At 65.1% G+C, this 19,228-nt stretch carries 18 protein-coding genes; 6 read left to right on the top strand and 12 right to left on the bottom strand.

Going from position 1 to position 19,228, the window contains the following annotated elements:
- Positions 1-21: 21 nt before the first annotated feature.
- Positions 22-975 (bottom strand): complex I NDUFA9 subunit family protein, encoded by a 954-nt coding sequence (locus OKW45_RS33465; RefSeq protein WP_429473113.1) that lies wholly within the window; start codon positions 973-975, stop codon positions 22-24.
- A gap of 81 nt (positions 976-1,056) precedes the next feature.
- Positions 1,057-3,024, bottom strand: a complete 1,968-nt coding sequence (locus tag OKW45_RS33460; RefSeq protein ID WP_429473111.1) for a lytic transglycosylase domain-containing protein — start codon at positions 3,022-3,024, stop codon at positions 1,057-1,059.
- Positions 3,025-3,101: 77 nt separating this feature from the next.
- Here OKW45_RS33460 and OKW45_RS33455 point away from each other — a divergent pair, with 77 nt between their 5' ends.
- Positions 3,102-3,644: a 5-formyltetrahydrofolate cyclo-ligase gene (locus OKW45_RS33455; protein ID WP_018418716.1), complete on the top strand. Its 543-nt coding sequence runs from the start codon at positions 3,102-3,104 to the stop codon at positions 3,642-3,644.
- 51 nt (positions 3,645-3,695) lie between these two features.
- On the opposite strand, the gene OKW45_RS33450 is transcribed toward OKW45_RS33455, so the two are convergent.
- Positions 3,696-4,208 (bottom strand): winged helix DNA-binding protein, encoded by a 513-nt coding sequence (locus OKW45_RS33450; protein WP_018418717.1) that lies wholly within the window; start codon positions 4,206-4,208, stop codon positions 3,696-3,698.
- Between the two features lie 212 nt (positions 4,209-4,420).
- Between OKW45_RS33450 and pxpB the strand changes: the two genes are divergently transcribed.
- From pxpB to OKW45_RS33425, 5 genes are all read left to right on the top strand, one after another.
- Positions 4,421-5,074, top strand: coding sequence for a 5-oxoprolinase subunit PxpB (pxpB, locus tag OKW45_RS33445; protein WP_429473109.1), 654 nt, complete (start codon positions 4,421-4,423; stop codon positions 5,072-5,074).
- Positions 5,071-6,123 carry a 5-oxoprolinase subunit C family protein gene (locus tag OKW45_RS33440; RefSeq protein WP_429473108.1) on the top strand — a complete coding sequence of 351 codons (1,053 nt, stop codon included), beginning with the start codon at positions 5,071-5,073 and terminating at the stop codon, positions 6,121-6,123. Before pxpB ends, OKW45_RS33440 begins: the two co-directional genes overlap by 4 nt.
- Before the next feature lie 20 nt (positions 6,124-6,143).
- The gene (pxpA, locus tag OKW45_RS33435; RefSeq protein ID WP_018418720.1) at positions 6,144-6,896 is read left to right on the top strand and encodes a 5-oxoprolinase subunit PxpA; all 753 of its coding nucleotides are present in this window, start codon (positions 6,144-6,146) and stop codon (positions 6,894-6,896) included.
- Between the two features lie 277 nt (positions 6,897-7,173).
- Positions 7,174-7,947 carry a DUF969 domain-containing protein gene (locus OKW45_RS33430; protein WP_018418721.1) on the top strand — a complete coding sequence of 258 codons (774 nt, stop codon included), beginning with the start codon at positions 7,174-7,176 and terminating at the stop codon, positions 7,945-7,947.
- On the top strand, positions 7,944-8,900 hold the full coding sequence (locus OKW45_RS33425) for a DUF979 domain-containing protein (protein ID WP_018418722.1): 957 nt from the start codon (positions 7,944-7,946) through the stop codon (positions 8,898-8,900). Before OKW45_RS33430 ends, OKW45_RS33425 begins: the two co-directional genes overlap by 4 nt.
- Positions 8,901-8,965: 65 nt before the next feature.
- Here OKW45_RS33425 and OKW45_RS33420 read toward each other — a convergent pair whose 3' ends face one another.
- From OKW45_RS33420 to OKW45_RS33380, 9 genes are all read right to left on the bottom strand, one after another.
- Positions 8,966-10,216, bottom strand: a complete 1,251-nt coding sequence (locus OKW45_RS33420; protein ID WP_429473404.1) for a TraB/GumN family protein — start codon at positions 10,214-10,216, stop codon at positions 8,966-8,968.
- Positions 10,209-11,228, bottom strand: a complete 1,020-nt coding sequence (locus OKW45_RS33415) for a peptide ABC transporter ATP-binding protein (protein WP_018418724.1) — start codon at positions 11,226-11,228, stop codon at positions 10,209-10,211. Before OKW45_RS33415 ends, OKW45_RS33420 begins: the two co-directional genes overlap by 8 nt.
- Positions 11,225-12,229 carry an ABC transporter ATP-binding protein gene (locus OKW45_RS33410; protein ID WP_429473107.1) on the bottom strand — a complete coding sequence of 335 codons (1,005 nt, stop codon included), beginning with the start codon at positions 12,227-12,229 and terminating at the stop codon, positions 11,225-11,227. The genes OKW45_RS33415 and OKW45_RS33410 overlap by 4 nt, the downstream gene beginning before the upstream one ends.
- A gap of 2 nt (positions 12,230-12,231) precedes the next feature.
- Entirely contained in the window at positions 12,232-13,149 is a 918-nt protein-coding gene (locus OKW45_RS33405) for an ABC transporter permease subunit (RefSeq protein ID WP_018418726.1), read from the bottom strand.
- 6 nt (positions 13,150-13,155) lie between these two features.
- Positions 13,156-14,166: an ABC transporter permease subunit gene (locus OKW45_RS33400; RefSeq protein WP_018418727.1), complete on the bottom strand. Its 1,011-nt coding sequence runs from the start codon at positions 14,164-14,166 to the stop codon at positions 13,156-13,158.
- A gap of 141 nt (positions 14,167-14,307) precedes the next feature.
- Positions 14,308-15,939 (bottom strand): ABC transporter substrate-binding protein, encoded by a 1,632-nt coding sequence (locus OKW45_RS33395; RefSeq protein WP_429473106.1) that lies wholly within the window; start codon positions 15,937-15,939, stop codon positions 14,308-14,310.
- A gap of 204 nt (positions 15,940-16,143) precedes the next feature.
- Positions 16,144-17,802, bottom strand: coding sequence for an ABC transporter substrate-binding protein (locus OKW45_RS33390; protein ID WP_018418729.1), 1,659 nt, complete (start codon positions 17,800-17,802; stop codon positions 16,144-16,146).
- A 158-nt stretch (positions 17,803-17,960) separates the two neighbouring features.
- The gene (metF, locus tag OKW45_RS33385) at positions 17,961-18,791 is read right to left on the bottom strand and encodes a methylenetetrahydrofolate reductase [NAD(P)H] (protein ID WP_184009087.1); all 831 of its coding nucleotides are present in this window, start codon (positions 18,789-18,791) and stop codon (positions 17,961-17,963) included.
- Positions 18,792-18,802: 11 nt separating this feature from the next.
- Entirely contained in the window at positions 18,803-19,156 is a 354-nt protein-coding gene (locus OKW45_RS33380) for a phage holin family protein (RefSeq protein WP_018418731.1), read from the bottom strand.
- Positions 19,157-19,228: the final 72 nt, after the last annotated feature.

Raw genomic sequence — 19,228 nt, 5'->3', positions numbered from 1 at the left:
TCGGGTAGAGGGAAATAGGCTTCAGCGTCCGGCGCTGGCGCGGAACGTGTCGAGTCGCGAACCCGAGGCAGCACCGGTCAGGTACGTCGGCACGATCGCTTCGAGGCTGACCGGTTCGAGTCCGAGTTCGGGCGCGAGCGGCCCGCTCAGAATGTTGGCGACCTTCATCGAATCGAGATTGTCGCGCGAAATCACCGGTTCGCCCGGCGCCATTTCGAAGCTCAACGCCTGCAGGCGCGCGAGCGGCTCGGGCAGACGGATGATGCGCGCATGCTTGCCGATCACGTCGCCGCAGTATGAAACCAGATCTTCGAGCGTGTAGACGGTCGGGCCGCCAAGCTCGTAGGTGCGGCCGCTCGCGCCATCGAGATCGAGCACGTTGACGATCGCCTTCGCGACGTCGCCGACATAGACCGGTTGGAACTGCGCGTCCGGCATCGCGAGCGGAATGGCCGGAAACACGCGCTGCAGGAACGCGAACTTGTTCAGAAACGCGTCCTCGGGTCCGAACACGACCGACGGCCGGAAGATCGTCCACGCGACGTTGGCCGCATGCACGGCTTTCTCGCCGTCGGCCTTCGAGCGCGAATACATGCTCGGGCCGTTCGGATTGGCGCCTAGCGCGCTCAGATGAATCAGCCGATGCACGCCCTTGCCTTCGCAGGCGGCGACGATGCGCGTCGGCAGCTCGACGTGCGCATGCGCGAACTCCCGCCCGTAGGGCTTGCCGCGTTTGCCGTTCAGGATACCGACGAGATTGATTACGCAATCCGCGCCCTCGACGAAGCGCGCGAGTTGCACCGGATCGAACACGTCGGTTTCGAGCACGTCGATCGGCAGCATGGTCAGATGGCGCGCGTTGTAGCGTCGCCGTGTGGCGACGCGCACGTCCTTGCCCGTCTCGACAAGCGCGTTGACGAGGTAGCTGCCGATAAACCCTGAACCGCCGATGACCGCGATGGCTTGATGTCGCATTTTCGACTCCCTGATGGAAGCCGCGGCAACGGCTGGCGAAGCGCGCCGCAACCTCGAAGCGAGATTGCGGCGCCAAGGCGCTTACGGTGCGATGTAACCCAGGCGCGCCTTCAGCGATTGCGGACGGCCTTCGAACAATGCCGCGTAGTAGACCGTGTTGGACAACACATTTTTCACGTAGTCGCGAGTTTCCTGAAACGGAATCGCCTCGGCGAAGACCGCGCCTTCGACCGGGCGCTGCAGCGACTGCCGCCAGTTGCGCGAACGGCCCGGACCTGCGTTGTAGCCAGCGGTGGCCAGCACGGCGGACCCGTCGAACTGATTGTAGATCATCGCCAGGTAGTTCGTGCCGAGCAGGATGTTGGTGTTGATGTCGTTCATCTGCTCGCGCGACACCGGTCCCAGACCGATCTTCTTCGCGACCAGTTGCGCGGTTGCGGGCATCAGCTGCATCAGTCCGCCCGCGCCGACCTCAGAGCGCGCGTTGATGATGAAGCGCGACTCCTGGCGAATCAGCCCGTACGCCCACTCGACGTCGAGCCCGCTCGACTGCGCGTCCTGCTCGACGATGTTGCGGAACGGCGATAGATAGCGCAGCGAAAAATCGTGCTCGCTCTTCGTGCGGTCCGCAGTGTTGACGGTGCGGTCGTACAGCTCGATGCGGCGCGCGTACTCGGCGGCGGCGAGCAGTTGCCGGTCGGACATGTTGCGCAACGGCCAGTTCCACTCGCGATTGCCTTCGAGCCGCAGGTTCAGCCCATAGAAGCGCTGCGCGAGATCGAAGCCCGGCGTGGTGCCGGCTTGCTGCACTTCAGCGTCGGTCACGGTGGTTTTTGGCGGCACGGTGATCTTCTGGCCGAGCTCTTCGAGCGCGAGCTGGCCGTAGAAGTTGAAGTTCGACGCGATCGACTGGAATTCCTGACTGGCCGTGGCAGTGTCACCGGCCTGCTTCAGCGCGCGTCCGTGCCAGTACACCCACGACGATTGCTTGCGCAGCGACTCGGGCATCTGCTCGATCGACCAGCGCACCATGTTCCAGTCGCCTGCGAGCAGCGCGCTGCGTGTGCGCCATTCATACGCGGGATTCGACAGCGGCGCGTTCGCCGACAGCCGGAACCAGTCGACCGCGCCAGGCATCTGCTTGAGCGCGCCCTGATAGCCGATCGTGCCCCAGCCGATCGCGCGCTCCGGCGAATTCAGCGACGGCGCGACCGACGCGAACGTGGCCGCGGCCATGGCCGGATCATTGCGCGCCATGCGCGTGATGGCGAGCAGCGCCAGCTGATGCGATTGCGCATCCGGTCCGACGCCGCGCGCGAGCAATAGCGGCGGCGTATTGGTCGCCTGGCTGAACAGCACCGGGTCGGGCGGCTGGTCGCCGAGCGCGTCGACGAGCTTGCTGCCGGTGCTCGTGTAGTTCTGCTCGTACGCGAGACGAATTTGCGCCCAGATGTCGTCGGCGCTGAACTGGTGGTTCACGCCGAGCACCGTGATCAGATCGACGCAGCCGTCGCCGTACCACTTCGGCTCGACGAGCAGCGCGCGCGCCGCGTCCGCGACGTTCTCGCCGCGCGACGCGCGCGATTCGAGCGCGTAGCACTTGACCTGAGTGTCGTCGTCGAGCACGAACTTCGCGTACTGCTGGTCGAAGTTGCGCCAGTCGTGACGCGTGCCGAGCACCGTCAGGTAGTCGTTGCGCATGCGATCGGCGATCGCCTGGCCGTCGTACTTCTGCAGGAACGCGAGCACGGGCGCGTCCGGCGCGTCGATGCGCGCATGGCCGGTCGAATCGAACAGTTGCGGCTTGATCTGGAAGTACTCCAGATACGAGGGCGCCGGATAATTCGGGATCATGCTCGCGAGCTGAGCTGCGCGCGCCGCGTCGTTAGTACGCGAGGCTTCGCGAAGCTGGACGAAAATCTGGTCGTCGTTCGTGAGTTGCGAGAGTGGAAGGGGCTTGACGGCCGAAGCAGTGCTGCAGGCCACGAGTGCCGCTGCGGCAAGCGCGATACTGATCGCGCGATATACTCGAAAAAGGCGTTTTGACATCGTTGTTTCTGGAGCGCGAATTGGACCCAAGCATAGCATGCAACCCTGTCCCGGCAACGAAAAAGGCGCTGCGCCGGATGTTGCTGGAAAGCCGTCTGCAAGCGGCTTCCGAGCCGGCGAAGAATGCCGCGCTCGGGCGTCGGATGCTCGACGCGCTGAAGCACTACGCGGTACGCAGCGCGGGATTCTACTGGCCGCTTGCCGGCGAGTTCGACGCGCGCGGGGCGATTGCGATCTGGCTTGCCGCGGACTCGCACCACGAAGCCAGTCTGCCAATCATTAAAGAACGTGGCATGGCGCTCGAATTCCATGCCTGGACGCCCGCGACGCCGATGAAAATCGGCCATCACAAGATTGCCGAGCCCACCTCGGGGCGCGTGGTGCTGCCCGAGCTGCTGTTCGTGCCCTGCGTGGGTTTCGACTCGGACGGCTACCGCCTCGGCTACGGCGGCGGCTATTACGACCGCACGCTGGCCGGCTGGCCGGCGGCGCACAAGCCGATCACGGTCGGCATCGCGTACGAAGCGTGCCGCACCGACACGCTGGAACGCGAGGCGCATGACATTGCGCTCGATCTGATAATCACAGAGGCGGGGTTTCATCCGGCGCTGCCGGGCTGAACGCGCGATGCGCGGCGTGTGACGCGCCGGCGCTTGCGCGGTGCTTCGTCGTTACAGCGAAGCCGCCGCGCGCGCCGCCGTGTCGTACAGGCCCGACGCATTGCGCATCAACTGCGCGGCCTCGCCGATCTGCTGGTTGGTCAGGCCGCTTTCCTTGAGCGTCGAGATCAGGCAGTTTTCGCGCACCTCGCGGTACTTCAGGCATAGTTCGCGGCCCGCGTCGGTTGCGGAAAAGAACACTTCCTTGCCGGTCTTTTCGCTTTTTACGTACCCTCTAGCTACGAGCTTTTTCAACGCGTACGTCGCGACGTGCGTGTCCTCGATGTTCAGCACGAAGCAGATGTCCGCGAGCTTCTTGCGGCGTTCGCGATGGCTCACGTGGTGCAGCAGCGACACCTCGATCGCGGTCATGTCCTTGTCGCCGGCCGCCGACATGCAGCGCACCATCCAGCGGTTGAACGCATTGCCCGCCATGATCAGCGCGTATTCGAGTTCCGAGAGTTCCGCGCTGCTTTCGGAGACGAGGTGTTCCGACGAAACGATCTTGGTGGGATGACGCGTCATACGAGGTTCCCGTGACGAAAATGGGCTGGAAAAGTGTCGCAAGTGTACGACGATGCCCCGCCGCCGACGAGCCTGGCAAATACGCTTATTGGTATTTCGTCGATATTTTATTGATAATGTACGCTTCAAATGTCGCCGACTCCGTGCCGGGCATGCGCCAACGCACCGCGCTGTCCGCCTCATCCTCCGATTCGATCCGGGCCGCCCAGTCAATGAGCCAACCACGAATTTTTCCCCTCGGCGATGCCGCGCTCGTCTGCGAAGCGCCGCCGCCCGCCACGCTGGAGTGCCAGCAGCGCGTGTGGGCTACGGCCGAAGCAGCGCGCGACTGGCCGAACGTGCTCGAAGTCGTGCCCGGCATGAACAATCTGACGCTCGTGTTCGACCCGCTCTCGACCGACGCCGACGCGCTCGGCGAGCAGTTGCTGACGGCCTGGAACGCAGCGGCCAAAGCCGTCGCGCCCGGGCGCGACGTCGAGATTGCAGTGCAGTACGGCGGCGCATTCGGCCCCGATCTGCAGGCGGTCGCCGAACATACGGGCTTGAGCGCGCGCGAGGTCGTCGAACGTCATGCGGGGGGTGCCTACGTGGTGTTCTTTCTCGGCTTCCAGCCCGGCTTCGCCTATATGGGTGGGCTCGACACCGCGCTGCACACGCCGCGCCGCGCGTCGCCGCGGCTCGAGGTGCCAGCCGGCTCGGTCGGCATCGGCGGCGAGCAGACTGGCATCTATCCGGCGGTGTCGCCGGGCGGCTGGCAGCTGATCGGCCGCACCGAGGTGCCGCTGTTCGATCCGGCGCGCCGGCCGCCCACGCTGCTGCAGCCCGGCGACCGGGTGCGCTTCACGATCGCGGGGATGCACGCATGATCGACGTGATCCGCGCGGGTCTCCAGACCACGATCCAGGACCTCGGCCGCCACGGCTATCGGCATCTCGGCGTCGCGATGGGGGGGGCGCTCGACCGCCTGTCGCTCGAGGTCGGCAACCGGCTGGTCGGCAACCGCCCCGACGCGGCCGGCCTCGAAATCACCTTCGGCCCGACCGCGTTGCGCTTTTTGCGCGCGACGCGCGTCGCGATCACCGGCACCGAGTTCGGCGCGACGCTCGACGGCAAACCCGTTTATTCGTTTTGGAGTCTGCCCGTGCAGGCTGGCCAGGAGCTCGTGCTGCACGCGGCGAAGCGCGGCATGCGCGGTTATGTCTGCGTGGCGGGCGGCATCGACGTGCTGCCGATGCTCGGCTCGCGCAGCACCGACCTCGCCAGCCATTTCGGCGGACTGGGCGGCCGCGCGCTCAACGACGGCGACCGTCTGCCGGTCGGCGCGCCGCAGCAGCGCGGCCACCTCGGCTTCACGCCCGAGGCGCCCGAGTTCGGCGTGAAGGCGCCCGCCTGGTGCAAGTTCGTGCTCGTCAACGAGCCGCTGCGGCGCGGTCGTCATCCGTCGGGCGTGCCGTGGGCCATACCGATCCGCGTGCTGCGCGGCCCCGAATACGACAGCTTCACCGCGGATGCACAGCAGTCGTTCTGGTCCGACGAGTGGCTCGTGACGCCGAACAGCAACCGCATGGGCTATCGCCTTGCCGGCACCGAGCTGAAGCGCACGCACAAGACTGACCTGCTGTCGCACGCGGTGCTGCCCGGCACGATCCAGGTGCCCCCGAACGGTCAGCCGATCGTGCTGATGAGCGACGCGCAGACCACCGGCGGCTATCCGAAGATCGGCGCGGTGATTCAGGCCGATCTGTGGAAGCTCGCGCAGGTGCGCCTGAACGGTGCTGTCCGTTTCATCCCGACGACGCCTTACGAAGCGCGCCAGGCTTTGCTGGAAGAACGCACGTATCTGCGGCAGATCGATGCCGCGATCGCGATGCATGAAGAGCGTTGCGTGCGCCAGGCGGCGCCCGCGGCGCTGTGACCCTAAGTAAAGGAATCCCCATGGAAATCGATCTGAACGCCGATCTCGGCGAAGGCTGCGGCTCCGACGAGGCGCTGCTCGACCTCGTGAGTTCGGCCAACATCGCATGCGGCTGGCATGCGGGCGGCCCCAACGCGATGCGCGACTGCGTGCGCTGGGCCGTGCAGAAAGGCGTGTCGATTGGCGCGCATCCGAGCTTCAACGATCCCGAGAATTTCGGCCGCAAGGAAATGGATCTGCCGGCGGACGAGATCTACGCGGGCGTGCTGTATCAGCTCGGCGCGCTGTCGGCGATCGCGCAGGCCGAGGGCGGGCGCATCGCGCACGTGAAGCCGCACGGCGCCCTGTACAACCAGGCCGCACGCGAGGCGAAGATCGCCGACGCGATCGTCTCCGCGGTGCACGATTTCGATCCGTCCGTGGCGGTGTTCGCACTCGCCAACAGCGGGCTCGTGAGCGCCGCGCGCAACGCGGGCCTGACCGCGATCGAGGAAGTGTTCGCCGACCGCGGCTATCGCGCGGACGGCTCGCTCGTGCCGCGCAAGGAGCCGGGCGCACTGCTCGACGACGAGGACGAAGTGCTCGCGCGCACGCTCGCGATGATCCGCGAGCAACGCGTGAAGGCCGTCGACGGACAGTGGGTGCCGTTGAACGCGCAGACCATCTGCCTGCACGGCGATGGCCCGCATGCGCTCGCGTTCGCGCGACGCATTCGCGGCGCGCTCGCCGACGCCGGCATCGAAGTGCACGCGGCGGGCGCCGCGCGCGCTTGAGCGTTCGCCTCACCGTCCTACCCACTGCGCGCGTCGCTCCGATCCGGCGCGCGTGACCGATCCAGCGCCCCGCACCCATGCGGGGCGCTTGCCAGCCGCGGCATCAATCGCGATGCCCGCTGCAAACCCACGGATGCCGACGCGCATTCACGGGGCAGGTAAAGAGAGTTCGACGCGGCCGCAGAGCCGTGGTAGCAAGCCGGCGCATGAGGCCGCACGCTCCGGTTCACGTCAGCCGCCACCGGCGGCGAAGTTGAATGACCTCTTGGAGATCCTGATGCAGACAACTGTCAGTCTATGGCCGCTCATCGGTGTGGCCGTCATCATCGTTGGCTTTCTGTTGCGCTTCAATCCGATGCTGATCGTGGCCGTCGCCGCGATCGTCACCGGTTTCGCGGCGCATTTCCCGCCGGAAAAAATCCTCGCGCTGATCGGCACCGGCTTCATCAAGACGCGCAACATCCCGCTGATCATCCTGCTGCCGCTCGCTGTGATCGGCCTGCTCGAACGACACGGCCTGCGCGAGCGCGCGCAGGCGTGGATCAGCAGCATCAAGGCGGCGACCGCCGGACGTCTGCTGATCGTCTATCTGCTCGTGCGCGAGCTGACCGCCGCGGTCGGCCTGACCGGGCTCGGGGGCCATCCGCAGATGGTGCGTCCGCTGATCGCGCCGATGGCCGAGGGCGCGACCGAGAACCGCTTCGGCAAGATCGGCGACGCGGTGCGCTTCCGGCTGCGCGCGTTCTCGGCCGCAACCGACAACGTCGGCCTCTTTTTCGGCGAGGACATCTTCGTCGCGTTCGGCGCGATCGTGCTGATGACGACTTTCCTGAAGGAAGCGGGCATCGTCGTCGAGCCGATTCACGTCGCCGTGTGGGGAATCCCGACCGCGATCAGCGCGTTCATCGTGCATGGCTTCCGGCTCTGGCTGCTCGACCGGCGGCTCGAGCGTGAATTGCGCGGTAAGGCGCCGGGCGGCACGTCGACCGCGAAGGCGACCGCCGCATCGACGCCGTCGTCGGCCACGCGTGCTACCGGAGACGAAGCATGACCTTCACGATCACCTATCTGTTCTGGTTGCTCGGCATCGTGCTGCTGATCGTCGGCGGCATGATCGTCACGGACCGCGAGCATCCGCGCCGCCTCACCGCGGGCGGCTTCTGGATTCTTTACGCGCTGATCTTCCTGATCGGCGACCGGCTGCCGCCGGCCGTGGTCGGCGTCGCGGTGATCGCGATGGCGCTGATCGCGGGCTTCGGCGGCGTCACCGCGGGCAAGCCGAAGACGCTGTCGCTCGAAGCACGTCAGACGAGCGCCGCGCGACTGCGCAACAAGCTGTTCGTGCCGGCGCTGACGATTCCGGTCGTCACCGTGATCATCACGCTCGCGGCAAGCCATCTCGTGTTCGGCGGTGTGCCGTTGATCGAGAAGGCCAACGTCACGCTGATCGGCTTCGGTCTCGGCTGCGTGATCGCGCTCGCGATCGCCTGTGTGATCACGCGCGACACGGTCGGCCAGTCGATGAAGGAAGCGCGCCGCCTCGTCGATGCGCTGTCGTGGGCCGCGGTGCTGCCGCAGATGCTCGGCATGCTCGGTCTGGTGTTCTCGGACGCGGGCGTCGGCAAGGCGGTCGCGCACGTGACCACGTCGTATATCAGCCTCGAATACCGCTTCGTCGCGGTGGCCGTGTACTGCATCGGCATGGCGCTGTTCACGATGGTGATGGGCAACGGCTTCGCCGCGTTTCCGGTAATGACGGGCGGCGTCGGCGTGCCGATCCTCGTCGGCGTGTTCCACGGCAACCCGGCCGTGATGGCCGCGATCGGCATGTTCTCCGGCTACTGCGGCACGCTGATGACGCCGATGGCCGCGAACTTCAACATGGTGCCGGCTGCGCTGCTCGAATTACCCGACAAGAATGCGGTGATCAAGGTGCAGATTCCGACGGCGTTGATGCTGCTGGTGATCAATATCTTTCTGTTGAATTTCTTGATGTTTTTGTAGGGCTGCTGACAAGCGCGTCGTTTTGACAACCGGCATGTGAGCAGACGCAAACGGTCTTGCGCCGATCAACCCGCCTCGACCACGAAGCCGTGCCGCCGCAATAGCTGCAGCACGCCCTTCGGCCCACCCAGATGCAGCGCGCCGATCGCGACGAACAGCGGCTTGTTCGGCGCGGCGAGTTGCAGCATCCTCGCGACGAAGCGGCGATTGCGCTCGTAGACGATCCGGTTGTCGATCGAATTGGAGACGCGCGGGTCGCGCGCGAGCTTCTCCGATTTGGCAGCCTGCCACGCGGCGATCGCATCGGCATCGCCGACCCGCCACAGCCGATGCAGCGTGCGCACGTCCTCGACGTTCTGCGCGGGCGTCTGCACCAGATCCTGCGCGAGCATCTCACGCTGCTGCGCGGCCGACAGTCCGGTGAACGCGCGCATCTGTTGCGCGAGCGTTTCGAGTCCGACGATCTTGCCGCGCGTCTTCAGATAGACGTTCTGCAATTGCGCTTCGGTGCCGTATTCCGTTTGCAGACCCGCAGACAGCGAGTCGTAGGTCTCGACCACCAGCGACGCGAGCCACGGCCGCATCTTTTTGATCGCATCGAGCGCGGCCGGGTTGCCGCGCAGCCGCAACGCGAGCTTGTGCCACAGCGGCTCGGGCAGCAGACCCGGCAGGCAGTCGTGCTTGCACACGCCGTACTTCGACACGTCGTCCTGCGACACCAGCAGCTCGTCGGGCGACAGTTCGAGCGCGAGCGTCGGCGACGCGGCGAGCGCCGCGAGGATCGGCGCGCGGAACGGCTGCCCCGCCGGATAGTCGGCGGGATCGCCGACGTGCAGCGTGCCGAGCACGTAGATCGTCGTACTGCCGCGCGTCGCGACATAGAACGGCATGCGCGCCGGTTGCTGGCGCACCGGGCCGCTCGCCGTGGTGCCGGGGACCGGGGGCGGCGCAATCGACGGCGGTGGCGGGCTTGGCACCGTGACGGCAGGACGGGCCGCCGGGGCTGGCGCCTTGGCCGCCGCGCCGGCCGCGTGAGCGATGCAGGGTACGGCCGCGCCGACCGACAGCACGCAGCCTACGCGAAATAAAGCGGACAGCGACGCGGGAAGAAATACGGAGAAAAAGGCGCGCGCGAGCGCATGAACAAACGCGCAGAGAAACGTGCGAAAAAACTTGCCGGCGAACCTTCCAGCAAATGCGCCGCAGGGCGCGGCGCCTCCCAGCGCACGCGCCCCGCGGCGCCGCGCGAAGGCGGCTATCCAGCCGCCCTCACACAAGCGGCGCGCAAGACGACGCGCCGCCACCACATCAGGCATCCACGTCCCCCACCTCTTCAGCGCGGTGACAGGAGACCAGGCGGCCATCCACTTCTCGCAGCTTCGGCTCCTCGCCGCGGCAGCGGTCGATCACGTACGGGCAGCGCTGATGGAACGTGCAGCCCGACGGCGGATTCAGCGGCGACGGCATTTCGCCTTGCAGCTTGATCTTGATCGTGCGGTCGGCCTCGAAGATCGACGGGGTCGCCGACATCAGCGCGCGCGTGTACGGATGGCGCGGCTTCGAGAAGATGCGCTGCTTGTCGCCCAGTTCAGCGACGCCGCCGAAGTACATGACCATCACGTCGTCGGCGATATGCTCGACCACCGACAGGTTGTGCGAGATGAACACATAGCTCGTCTTGAACTCGTCCTGCAGATCCATGAACAGGTTCAGGATTTGCGCCTGGATCGAGACGTCGAGCGCCGAGACCGGTTCGTCGGCGACCACGATCTGCGGATCAAGGATCATCGCGCGCGCGATCGCGACACGCTGACGCTGGCCGCCGGAGAACATGTGCGGATAGCGCTTCGCGTGCTCGGGCCGCAGGCCGACCGTGCGCATCATCTGCGCGATGCGCTCGGCGCGCTCGGTCGCGCTCATCTGCGTGTTGATCGCGAGCGGTTCGCCGAGCGTCTGCTCGACGGTCTTGCGCGGATTGAGCGACGCAAATGGGTTCTGGAACACCATCTGCACGCGGCGCCTGAGCGCCGCGATCTTCTCGTGATTCGCGCCGGCCACGTCCTCGCCGTCGATCAGCAGGCGGCCCGCGCTCGGCGTTTCGATCATCGTCAGCTGACGCGCGAGCGTCGACTTGCCGCAGCCGGACTCGCCGACTACCGCCAGCGTCTTGCCGCGTTCGAGCGCGAACGACACTCCGTTCAGCGCCTTCACCGTGCCGTGCGCGAACATGCCGCGCTTGACCGTGTAGTAGCGCGCGAGCTGGTCGGCGACGAGCACGTGATCGCCAGTACGATCCGACTGGCGACGGGTTTCGGGTACTGCGCTCATCGGGCGCCTCCTTGCGTGTGAACGTTGGCGTCCTTCTCGAGGTTCAGCGGCTTGATGCAACGCACGCGCGTGAGCTCGGCGTGCGCGGGCAGCGGCGCGAGCGCGGGGCGGGCCTTCATGCAGTCGTCGATCACGTACTTGCAGCGCGGCGCGAACAGGCACCCCTTGGGCCGGTCGTCGCGGCCCGGCACCATGCCCGGCAGCGCCGCGAGCCGCACCGCGCCCACGTTGTGCTCGGGAATCGCGGCCAGCAGCGCTTCCGTGTACGGATGATGAGGCGCGGCGAAGATGTCCGGCACCTTGTTCGTCTCGATCACCTCGCCCGCGTACATCACGGCGACGCGCTGCGCAACCTCGGACACCACGGCCAGATCGTGCGAGATCAGCACGAGCGCCATGCCGCGGTCCTTCTGCAGGCGCATCAGCAATTCCATGATCTGCGCCTGGATCGTCACGTCGAGCGCCGTGGTCGGCTCGTCGGCGATCAGCAGCTTCGGGTTGCAGGCGATCGCCATCGCGATCATCACGCGCTGGTTCATGCCGCCCGACATCTGATGCGGAAACGAGCCGATACGGTTTTTTGCATCGGGAATGCCGACCTGGTCGAGCAGTTCGAGCGCGCGTTTTTCCAGCGCCGCGCCACGCAGGCCTTCGTGCAGCTTCAGCACTTCCTTGATCTGATAGCCGACCGTGTAGCTCGGGTTCAGGCTCGTCAGCGCGTCCTGGAACACCATCGCGATGTCCTTGCCGATGACCTTGCGGCGTTGCTTCGCTGAGGCCTTCAGCAGGTTCTTGCCGTCGAACGTGATTTCGTCGGCGGTAACCTTGCCGGGCGCGTCGATCAGGCCCATCAGCGCCATCATCGTCACGCTCTTGCCCGAGCCCGATTCGCCCACCACGCCGACCACTTCGCCCGGCGCGACGTCGAGATTGATGCGGTCGACCGCGGGCAGGCCACCGAAGTTGACCGCGAGATTGCGGATGGTCAGTAGATTGCTCATGATCAGGCCATCCGTTTCAGTTTGGGGTCGAGCGCGTCGCGCAGCCCGTCGCCGAGCAGGTTGATCGCAAGCACCGAGATCAGGATGGACAGGCCGGGCATCGTGACGATCCACCATGCGCTGTCGATGTAATCGCGCGCCGACGCGAGCATCGCGCCCCACTCCGCCGACGGCGGCTGCACGCCGAGGCCGAGGAAGCCGAGCGCGGCGGCATCGAGAATCGCCGACGAAAAGCCAAGGGTTGCCTGCACGATCAGCGGCGCGGTGCAGTTCGGCAGCACCTGCGAGAACATCAGCCGCAACGTGCTCGCACCCGCGACCCGCGAAGCGGTCACATACTCCTTCTGCAACTCGCCCTGGGCGGACGCGCGCGTCAGACGCACATAGCCCGGCAGCGCGACGATCGCGATCGCGAGCATCGTGTTGACGAGACCCGGACCGATGATCGCGACCACCGCGACTGCGAGCAGCAGCGACGGCAGCGCGAGCAGCACGTCCATGATGCGCATGATCGGCGTGTCGGCCCATTTCTCGAAGAACGCGGCGACGAGGCCGAGCACGACGCCCGGAATCAGCGCGAGGACCACCGAGACGAAGCCGATCCAGAACGACAGCCGCGCGCCGTACATCAGACGCGAGAGGATGTCGCGGCCCGCTTCGTCGGTGCCGAGAATGAACTTCCAGTTGCCGCCGTCGAGCCATGCGGGCGGGATCTTCACGGAGTCGCGGTATTGCTCGATCGGGCTGTGCGGCGCGATCAGCGGCGCGAAGATCGCGATGAAGACCAGCACCAGCACGATGATGCCCGCGCCGACCGCACCGCGGTTGCGCGAGAAGTTCGCCCAGAATTCGCGTGCCGCGATGGCGCGGCCGCTCGGCGGGGTGACCGCTTGGGGGACGGTGTTTTGGATATCAGCCATTGTGATTTACCTCGTATGGCGGATGCGCGGGTTCAGCACGCCGTACAGCAGATCGACGACGAGGTTCACGACGATCACCAGCGTGGCGATCAACAGGATACCGCCCTGCACGACCGGATAATCGCGCCGGCCGATCGCGTCGATCAGCCACTTGCCGATGCCCGGCCATGAAAACAGCGTTTCGGTCAGCACCGCGCCCGCAAGCAGTGTGCCGACCTGCAGGCCGATCACGGTGACGACCGGAATCAGCGCATTGCGCAGCGCATGCACGACGATCACGCGTCCCGGCGACAGCCCCTTCGCGCGCGCGGTGCGGATGTAGTCCTCGCGCAGCACTTCGAGCATCGACGAGCGCGTCATGCGCGCGACGACCGCGAGCGGAATCGTGCCGAGCACGATCGCGGGCAGGATCAGGTGACTGAGTGCGGATTTGAACGCGCCTTCGTCGGTGGACATCAGCGAGTCGATCAGCATGAAGCCGGTCACGTGCGGAATGTCGTATTCGACCGCGATGCGGCCCGACACCGGCGTCAAGCCGAGCTTGACCGAGAACACCATGATGAGGATCAAGCCCCACCAGAAGATTGGCATCGAGTAGCCGGTCAGGGCGGTGCCCATCACGCCGTGGTCGACCACCGTGCCGCGCCTCAGCGCCGCGAACACGCCCGCCGGCAGGCCGACGATCAGCGCGAACAGCATCGCGCAGAGCGACAGTTCGACGGTGGCGGGAAAGCGTGCGAGGAATTCGCCCATCACGCTCGTGTTGGTGATGATCGACGTGCCGAGGTTGCCGTGCACGGCACGGACGATGTAGTGGAAGTACTGCATTGGCAAGGGCTCGTCGAGCCCGAGGCGGTGCATCGCGGCCGCATGCATGGCCGGATCGACGCCGCGCTCGCCCATCATGACTTCGATGGGGTCGCCCGGGATCAGGTGAATCAGCGCGAACGCGAGGATCGTGATGCCGATGAACGTCGGTATCACCATGCCGATGCGGCGCAAAACGAAGCGGAACATGGTTCGCTCCCATGGTACTGGTGATGAAAAAACGCAACCGGCGACGAGGGCTCGTGACCCCGGTCGCCGGACCATTTCGACCAGTTTTCTAACCGTGCGAAAAGTGTACTGTGTTGCGGCGTACTTTTTGAACTTTACGGATTACTTGATGCTGACGCCGTCGAAGCGCGCGTAGCCGAGCGGTTCGATGCGCATGTCGACCACCTTCTTGCTGACCGGCTGATAGACGGTCGAGTGCGCGATCGGCGAGAACGGCAGTTGCTGCGCGAAAATATGCTGCGCGTCGCCGTAGATCTTCGTGCGCGTCGCCACGTCCGAAGTCGTGCGGCCCTTCTGGATCAGATCGTCGAACGGCTTGTAGCACCACTTCGAGAAGTTGTTGCCGTTGATCGCCTCGCAGCCGAGCAGCGTGCCGAGCCAGTTGTCCGGATCGCCGTTGTCGCCGGTCCAGCCGATCAGCATCGTGTCGTCTTCGCCAGCGTGCGCGCGCTTGATGTACTCACCCCATTCGTACGTGACGATCTTCGCCTTCACGCCGATCTTCGCCCAGTCCGCCTGGATCATTTCCGCCATCAGACGCGCGTTCGGGTTGTACGCGCGCTGCACCGGCATTGCCCACAGCGTGAGGTCGAAGCCGTTCGGGTAGCCCGCCTTCGCCAGCAGATCCTTCGCCTTGGCCGGATCGTACGAGGCGGCCGGCAGGTTCTTGACGAACGACCATTGCGTCGGCGGCATCGGGTTTGTCGCGAGCTGGCCCGCGCCCTGGTAGACCGAGTCGATGATCGCCTTCTTGTTGATCGCCATGTCGAGTGCCTGACGCACTTCGAGCTTGTCGACCGGCTTGTGCGTCACGTTGTACGCGAGATAGCCGAGGTTGAAGCCCGGTTGCGACGGCATGTCGATGTTCGGCTCGGCCTTCAGCGGCGCGATGTCGGCCGGGCGCGGATAGCTCATCACCTGGCATTCGTCGCGCTTGATCTTCTGCACGCGCACGCCGGCATCCGGCGTGATAGAGAAGATCAGCTTCGAGATCTTCACCGCGCCCGGCTTCCAGTAGTCGGGATTGCCGTCGAAGCGGATCGTCGCGTCCTTCGTATAGCTGCGGAAGATGAACGGGCCGGTGCCGACCGGGAACTGATTGATGTCGGCGGCCTTGCCCGCCTTGAGCAGCTGATCCGCATATTCAGCCGACAGGATCGACGCGTATTCCATCGCCAGATTCTGGATGAACGGCGCGTTGACTTCCTTCAGCGTGAACTTGACCGTGTACGGGTCGACTTTCTCGACGCTCGTGATCAGCTTGTCGAGGCCCATGTCGGTGAAGTACGGGAACTGCACCGGATATGCCTTGCGGAACGGCTGGTTCGGGTCGAGCATGCGCTGGAACGAGAAGACCACGTCGTCCGCGTTGAATTCGCGCGTCGGCTTGAAGAACGAGGTGGTCTGGAACTTCACGCCATGACGCAGATGGAACGTGTAGGTCTTGCCATCGGGCGACACGTCCCACTTCTCCGCGAGGCCGGGCTCGACCTTGGTGCCGCCGCGCTCGAACTCGACGAGGCGGTTGTAGACGGTGAACGTGTTGGCCGTGAAGTCGACGCCCGTCGTGTATTGGGCCGGATCGAAACCCGCGGGACTGCCTTCCGAGCAGTAAACAAGGGTTTTGTTCGGGATCCCAGCAGCCTGCGCGCTCGTGACGCCAAGCAGGGATGCCGCTGCGGCAGCGACGAGCGTGGATCTACGCGCGACGCGCAACAGATTGTTTTGCTTCATGTTTCCTCCAGGTTCGGGGCCGGCTTGCGCCGGCGTAGCGGGATATTACTTGAGCTTGGGCCGGCGACCAAGCGGAGCAAAATCCCTCCGTTGACGACAGGAAACACTTCGTGCAAACGTTTTGCCACGGTTTTGTCACGGGCCGGGCGGGCCCATTCGAGCCGCCCGGTGACGAATGCGGCGCAAAAAACGCGCCGCGCCCGCTTATTTCACCCCAACTTCCAGGAATTGCGTCGGCCCGAACGGATCGATCTTGAAGCCCGTCACGTTCTTGCTGATCGGCTGATAGACGGTCGAATGCGCGATCGGCGTGAACGGCACCTGGTCCTTGAAGATCTCCTGAGCCTGCGTATAGGCCTTGGTGCGATCGGCCAGGTTGGTGGTGCTGCGGCCCTGCTTGATCAGATCGTCGTAAGGCTTATAGCACCACTTCGAGAAGTTGCTGCCGTTGACCGCGTCGCAGCCGAGCAACACGCCGAGCCAGTTGTCAGGGTCGCCGTAGTCACCCGTCCAGCCGATCAGCATCGCCTGATGCTCGCCGGCATGCGCGCGGCGGATGTACTCGCCCCACTCGTACGTGGCGATGTTGACCTTGACGCCGATTTTCGCCCAGTCCGACTGCAGCATTTCGGCCATCAGGCGCGCGTTCGGGTTGTACGGGCGCTGCACCGGCATCGCCCATAGCGTCAGCTCGAACCCGTCGGGGTAGCCCGCCTGCTTCAGCAGCGCTTTCGCCTTGTCGACGTCGTACGGCGCGTCCTTCAGGTTCTTGTCGTAACCCCATTGCGTCGGCGGCATCGGGTTGGTCGCGGCCTGGCCCGCGCCCTGGTAGACCGCTTCGATGATCGCCTTCTTGTTGACCGACATGTCGAGCGCTCGGCGCACGAGCACGTTGTCGAGCGGCTTTTTGGTTGTGTTGTACGCGATATAGCCGAGGTTGAAGCCCACTTCGCTCGGCATCGCGAGCGACGCGTCGGCCTTCACGGTGGGGATGTCGGCCGGGCGCGGATAGGACATCACCTGGCATTCGCCGCGCTTGAGCTTTTGCAGGCGCACGGCCGGATCGACCGTGATCGCGAAGATCAGCTTGCCGACCTTCGCGACGCCTGGCTTCCAGTAGTCGGGATTGCCGTCGAAGCGGATCGTGTCATCCTTTGTATAGCTGCGGAAGATGAACGGACCGGTGCCGACCGGGTACTGGTTGATATCGGACGCCTTGCCGGCCTTGAGCAGCTGATCCGTGTATTCAGCCGACAGGATCGACGCGAACGGCATCGCGATCTGCTGCAGGAACGGCGCGTCGACTTCCTTCAGCGTGAAGCGCACCGTGTACGGATCGACCTTCTCGATCTTCGCGATGTTCTTCGCGAGACCGAGGTCGTTGAAGTACGGGAAATTGACCGGATACGCCTTGCGGAACGGGTTCTCGGGATCGAGCATGCGCTCGTAGGTGAACACGACGTCGTCCGCGTTGAATTCGCGGGTCGGCTTGAAGTACGACGTGGTCTGGAATTTGACGCCGTGGCGCAGATGGAACGTATAGGTAAGGCCGTCGGGCGACACGTCCCACTTTTCGGCGAGACCCGGCTCGATGTCCGTGCTGCCATGCGCAAATTCGACGAGCCGGTTATAGACCGTGTACGAGCCGGCGCTGAACTCGACGCTGGTCGTGTATTGCGCGGTATCGAAGCCCGCCGGGCTGCCTTCGGAGCAGAAGACCAGCGTCTTGTCGGGCAGCGTGGCCGCCTGCGACGCGGCGGGCACGAGGCCGCTGGTGGCGACCGCGAGCGCGGCGAGAGCCGGCAGGCAGAACGGGTGAAGCGCGAACCGTCGGTGTGCCGCAGTCTTTCTTGTCACTGTCATATCGTCCTCCGCACAGCAGCCGGGTTGGCTGCGTTTCGATGATAGACAGCCCAAAAATGAGCTTCAACAGGGACTTACCACGCTATTTGGGACAAATTTGCGACCCATGCCAGACTGGCGGGGTCCGCGCGGCCGTCGCGGCCGCGCGGGCATTGCAGTTACACGGCGAGCCTTTCGCAGATCGCCTTGGTCGACGTGGCCGCGTTCAGCGTATAGAAGTGCAGACCGGGCACCTTCGCATCGACGAGCCGTTGACACAGATCCGTCACCACGTCGAGCCCGAACGCGCGGATCGACTCGCGGTCGTCGCCGAAGCTTTCGAGCCGGCGCGCGATCCAGCGTGGCACTTCGGCGCCGCACATTTCGGAGAAGCGCATCAGCTGCGAGAAGTTCGTGATCGGCATGATGCCGGGCACGATCGGCACGTCGACGCCGAGCTGGCGCGCATCGTCGACGAAACGGAAGTACGCGTCCGCGTTGAAGAAGTACTGCGTGATCGCCGAGTTCGCGCCGGCTTTCACCTTGCGCGCGAAGTTTTCGAGATCGTGACGCGGCGAGCGCGACTGCGGATGGTATTCCGGATAGCCCGCCACCTCGATCCAGAACCAGTCGCCGAACTCGGCACGGATGAAGCTGACGAGCTCCGACGCGTAGCGCAGCTCGCCGACCGCGCCCATGCCCGAAGGCAGATCGCCGCGCAGCGCGACGATATGGCGGATCCCGTGCGCGCGGTACTCGTTAAGGATCGCGCGCAGGCTTTCCTTCGACGAGCCGATGCACGACAGATGCGGCGCCGCTTCGAGACCTTCCTTCGCCATATCGACGACGGTATCGAGCGTGCCTTGTTGGGTCGAGCCGCCGGCGCCGAACGTGACGGACACGAACTTGGGCTTGAGCGACACGAGTTCCGCGCGCGTCGCGCGCAGTTTGTCGATGCCTTCCTGCGTTTTCGGCGGGAAGAATTCGAATGAGAGTTCGATCGGATTCATGGTCAAAAAGGTCAAGCGAGACTGCGGTTGCCGAAAATGAGCGCGGACAGCAGCCACGACACGACGCTGTACAGGATCGAGCCGAAGAACGCCGACCAGAAGCCCGACACCTCGAAGCCCTTCAGCAGCGACGCGCACAGCCAGAAGCACAGCGCATTGACGACCAGAATGAAGAGTCCGAGCGTGAGGATCGTGACGGGCAGCGTCAGCAGGATCAGCAGCGGCCGCAGCACCGTATTGATGAGGCCGAGCACGATCGCGACGATCAGCGCGGTACCGAAGCTACGGATATGAATCGACGGAACGATGTAGGTGATGATCAGCAGCGCGAGCGCGTTGATGAGCCAGGTCAGCAGCACGGTCATGTAGAACTCCTTGTAAGCACCTTTGCGGAGAAGATGTCCAGCAAACGAAAAGCGGCGCTGGCGAACAAAGCG

Origin of the sequence: Paraburkholderia lebeckiae (assembly GCF_050436225.1) — a bacterium.
Classification (GTDB): domain Bacteria; phylum Pseudomonadota; class Gammaproteobacteria; order Burkholderiales; family Burkholderiaceae; genus Paraburkholderia; species Paraburkholderia tuberum.
This window is presented reverse-complemented; position numbering and strand designations above follow the sequence as displayed.